Raw genomic sequence first — 4,186 nt, 5'->3', positions numbered from 1 at the left:
CAATCTCGAGGATACGCCCTTTTACGCTCGCGCCCGCATCGGCGCCTCGCTCGGCGGCGAGGCGGTCGAGGCCGTGCACGAGACGCTGGATTGCGACCGTCTCGTCCATCCCGCCGTGCAGTTCATGCTGCCCTTCCGCATGCCGCGACGGTTCATCTGAGATTGAGGCAGCCGATCAGAGCATCATCCGATCAGATGGAGTCATCTGATCGGATAAAGATGCTCTGTTTATCAACATGATAGAGCACGACATCCGATCCGAAAGGATCGGAACGTGCTCTAGGGCATCATCCGATCAGATAGAGTCATCTGATCGGATAAAGATGCTCTGTTTATCAAAATGATAGAGCACGACATCCGATCCGAAAGGATCGGAACGTGCTCTAGGAGCCGTCGCGCTCGCGGTCCCGCCGCAGGCTCCGCCGCACCGACACGAGCGACCAGACGGCGGCGGCCAGCACCAGCACGTCGATGCCGGAAAACTCCAGGAAGGTCGCATAGTGGCTGGCCCACGCTTCCATCACACTTTTTCCATCACGCCGGCTCCGCCGCACCGCAGACGAGCGGGCGGCGCGCCCCGGCCGCCCTCATCCGCGCCGCGCGCTCCTCGCGTTCCAACCGGTCGATCAGCAGGATCACCCGCGCTGCCGCCCCCACCGTCTCGCCGCCGGATGCCGCCGCCGCATCGATCAGGAACCGCACTTCCGGGCAGGGCGGCGGCGATGCGGCAAGCGGCGCCCAGAGCCCGGCGGTCGCGGCATCGGCCAGCGAGAGTGCTGCCAGCCCGAGCTTCCGCCGGCCGGAAACGCGGGTGCGGGTGGAGACCGAGTCGAGCCCGTTCGCCGCCAGAAGCCGGCCGATCTCGCGATAGATCCGCCGCGCCGCCGCAATGCCGGGCCGGCAGGCCAGCGGCAGCGCGGCAATGCCGCGCCCGGCGGCCGCATAGCGCCGCTCGGCCTCCTCCAGCAGGCGCCCGATCACTTGTGCCAGCGCCGGAGTGAAAGCCGGGCGGGCGAGGAACCGCTCGGGCTCCAGCCCCGCCTCGTCCAGCCAGTCCAGCGGCAGATAGAGCCGGCGCTCGGCCGCATCCTCGCCGACATCGCGGGCAATGTTGGTCAGCTGCATCGCGAGGCCGAGATCGCAGGCGGCGGCAAGGCTCGCCTCGTCCCGCGCGCCCATCAGCATCGCCATCATCACCCCGACCGACCCCGCCACCCGCGCCGCATAGGCGCGCAGCTCCGCCAGCGTGGCATAGCGCCGCCCCGCCGCGTCCCAGGCCAGCCCCTCGATCAGCGCCTCGGGCAGCGCATGCGGGATCCCGTGCCGGGCGATGGTCGCGGCAAACGCGCGATCGACCGGATCATCGAGCCGCGCGCCCCGGCAGATCGCCTCCAGCCGCGCCGATATCGCGGCAACCCCGGCTGGCTTGTCGGCGGCAAGGTCGACCGCGTCGTCGGCCTCGCGGCAGAAGGCGTAGAGCGCGGTCGCCGCGGCGCGCACCTCCGCCGGCAGCAGGCGGGAGGCGGCGTGGAAACTGACCGAGCCGCGCCGCAGCCTTGCCGCGCAGGCGGCGATGTCGGGATCAGACGAACGCATTGGCATCGGGAACCACCGTGTCGAGAACCCGGGCGGTCGAGAGCACGCCCGGCACCCCGGCGCCGGGATGGGTGCCCGCGCCCACCAGGAACAGGTTGCGCACTTCCTCGCTCGCGTTGTGCGGGCGGAACCAGGCGCTCTGGGTCAGCACTGGCTCCATCCCGAAGCCGGCGCCCCAGGTCGAATCGTAGCGCGCGGCGAAATCCCGCGGCGTCATCACCCGCGAGGTGACGATGTGCCCGCCAAGCCCCGGCATCACCGTCGCCTCCAGCCGCCGCTCGACGCGCTGGCGGAACGCCTCGGCCTCGCGCGCCCAATCCTGGCCGCCGCCCAGATGCGGCACCGGCGCCAGCGCATAGAAGGCGTCGCACCCCGCGGGCGCGAGCGCCGGATCGGTCGCCGTCGGCCGGTGCAGATAGAGGCTCATGTCCGGCGCCAGGCGCTTCTTCTCGAAAATATCGTCGAGCAGCCCGCGATAGCGCGGCCCCATCACGATCGTGTGGTGCGGCACCTCGCCGAACTGCCGGTCGGTGCCGAAATACCAGACGAACAACCCCATCGAGTAGCGCGCCGCGGCGAGCTTGCGGTCGGTCCAGCGCCGCCGCGCCACCCCGCGCAGCAGGTGGCCATAGGTAAACCCGGTGCAGGCGTCCGAGACCACGATATCCGCCGCGATCCGGCTGCCATCCGCGAGTTCGACGCCGCAGGCCGCCCCCTCGCGCACGAGGATCCGGTCGACCGGCGTGTTGCAGCGGATACGATTGCCCTGCCGCTCGATCAGCCGCGCCAGCCCGGCGACGATCGCCCCGGTCCCGCCCATCGCGAAATGCACGCCGTGCCGGCGCTCCAGATGCAGGATCAGCGCGTAGATGGCGCTGACCCGGAACGGATTGCCGCCGACCAGCAGCGGATGGAAGCTCAGCGCCGCGCGCACCCGCGGATCGCGCACATGCCGCGCGACCAGCCCGTGCACGCTGCGATGGCCCGATAGCCGCACGAGGTCGGGCAGGATGCGCGCCATGTCGGTCCAGTGGCCGAACGGCACGTGGCCGAGCTGCTCGAACCCGATCCGGTAGATCTCCTCGGTCATCGCGATGAAGCGCTCGTAGCCGGCGACATCGCCGGGCGCGAGCCGGCCGATCTCCGCGCGCATCGCGTCATGATGGCCGGAGCAGTCGATATGCGCGCCATCGTCGAAGCGGATGCGGTAGAACGGGTCGATCGGCCGGAGATCGACATCATCGGCCATCCGCCCGCCGGCCAGCGTCCAGAGTTCCTCCAGCAGGAACGGGGCGGTGATGATGGTCGGGCCGGCATCGAACACGAACCCGTCCTGCCGGAACACCGAGGCCCGGCCGCCGGGCTGCTCGCAGCGCTCCAGCACGGTGACGCGCCAGCCCCGCGCGCCGAGCCGGATCGCGGCGGCCAGCCCGCCGAACCCCGCCCCGATCACGATGGCATGCGGCCGCTTCGCCATCGCCTCCGGTCCCGCATCCTGACGGGCGATCACGTTCATGCCGCCAGCACCCCGATCTCGCGCGCGAAGCCGGCGATCTCCCCGGCGACCGGCTCCGGCGCCTCCTCATGCGCGAGATGGCCGAGACGCGGCAGCACGATCACTCGCGCCCTTGGCACAAGACGCGCGATCTCCCGCGCATCGGCCGGCGGGATCGAGCGGTCCGCCGCCCCCACGATCAGCAAAAGCCTGGGTGCGAGACGCGGCAGCGCCGCGGCCAGCGGTGCGAGGTCCCAGTTCGCCATCATCGTCAGCGCCGCCCCCGCATGGCCGCTGCGCCGCGCCAGCCGTGCATAGAATTCCGCCCCCTGCGCATCGATGCGCGATCCGGTGCCGCGCAGCAGCCGCGCCACCACCGCCTTGTCCGCCGCGTGCCAGGCGAACACGCGCGGCACCAGCGGGTTGAGCGCGAACAGCCGCGCCAGCGGCGAGAATACCTGCCCGGCAACGCCCTTGAGCGGCAGCAGCGCGCCGTTGAGGCTGACCAGCCCCGCCGGCGCGATCCGCCCGTGCAGGCACATCTCGGCCAGGATCGCCGCCCCCGCCGAATGCCCGGCCACCAGCGCCGGCGGCGCCTCCAGCACGTCGAGCAATGTCGCGATCGCCCCGGCCATGCCGGGGAGCGACATGCGCGGCCAGAACGGCGCCGCGGTGAAGCCGTGGCCCGGCAGATCCGGCGCGATCACGGTGAAATCCCGCGCCAGCAGCGGCGCCAGCGCGCGCCAGGAATGGGTCGCCGCCCCGGTGCCGTGCAGCAGCAGCAGAACCGGCCCCGCCCCCATCACCTGAACGTGGAATCGCAGCCCGCCGGCGGTCACGAAGCGGCTCGCCGCCCGGTTCGGCCAGTCCCGCCCGTCGGTCTCCCAGTCGGGCGCATCGGCGTCGAACACCCGGTCCCACAGCGCGAGCGCGGCGCTCATGCGCCCTGCTCCGTGCGGATCGCCCGGCTCAGCGCGCGCGCATCGGCAAAGGGCAGCGGCAGGTAGCGCGCCCGCATCGCGCCGGCGAGTTCGGCGGCGAACGCGTTCGGCCGCGGCGCCGTGTCGATCACCAGGGCGGGAATTCCGTCGGCGG

Annotated in this window: 4 protein-coding genes; all 4 read right to left on the bottom strand. The window is 71.7% G+C overall.

All coding sequences use genetic code 11. The annotated features are described in order from the left end of the window. Positions 1-383: 383 nt before the first annotated feature. The 4 genes from APM_RS22045 to bchO are packed head-to-tail and all read right to left on the bottom strand — an operon-like array spanning position 384 to position 4,032. The gene (locus tag APM_RS22045; protein ID WP_158004996.1) at positions 384-524 is read right to left on the bottom strand and encodes a hypothetical protein; all 141 of its coding nucleotides are present in this window, start codon (positions 522-524) and stop codon (positions 384-386) included. 10 nt (positions 525-534) lie between these two features. Then, positions 535-1,596 carry a phytoene/squalene synthase family protein gene (locus APM_RS11620; protein WP_007423573.1) on the bottom strand — a complete coding sequence of 354 codons (1,062 nt, stop codon included), beginning with the start codon at positions 1,594-1,596 and terminating at the stop codon, positions 535-537. After that, entirely contained in the window at positions 1,583-3,112 is a 1,530-nt protein-coding gene (crtI, locus tag APM_RS11615) for a phytoene desaturase family protein (protein WP_007423572.1), read from the bottom strand. The genes APM_RS11620 and crtI overlap by 14 nt, the downstream gene beginning before the upstream one ends. Continuing rightward, positions 3,109-4,032 (bottom strand): alpha/beta fold hydrolase BchO, encoded by a 924-nt coding sequence (gene bchO, locus APM_RS11610; protein WP_007423571.1) that lies wholly within the window; start codon positions 4,030-4,032, stop codon positions 3,109-3,111. Before bchO ends, crtI begins: the two co-directional genes overlap by 4 nt. Positions 4,033-4,186: the final 154 nt, after the last annotated feature.

The sequence above is a fragment of the Acidiphilium sp. PM genome (assembly GCF_000219295.1).
GTDB lineage: Bacteria > Pseudomonadota > Alphaproteobacteria > Acetobacterales > Acetobacteraceae > Acidiphilium > Acidiphilium multivorum.
This window is presented reverse-complemented; position numbering and strand designations above follow the sequence as displayed.

What these genes read in the sequence shown, in the direction of transcription:
- APM_RS11620 (WP_007423573.1), bottom strand. Translation starts at nt 1,596, where the DNA reads ATGCGTTCGTCTGATCCCGACATCGCCGCCTGCGCGGCAAGGCTGCGG.
- bchO (WP_007423571.1), bottom strand. Translation starts at nt 4,032, where the DNA reads ATGAGCGCCGCGCTCGCGCTGTGGGACCGGGTGTTCGACGCCGATGCG.
- crtI (WP_007423572.1), bottom strand. Translation starts at nt 3,112, where the DNA reads ATGAACGTGATCGCCCGTCAGGATGCGGGACCGGAGGCGATGGCGAAG.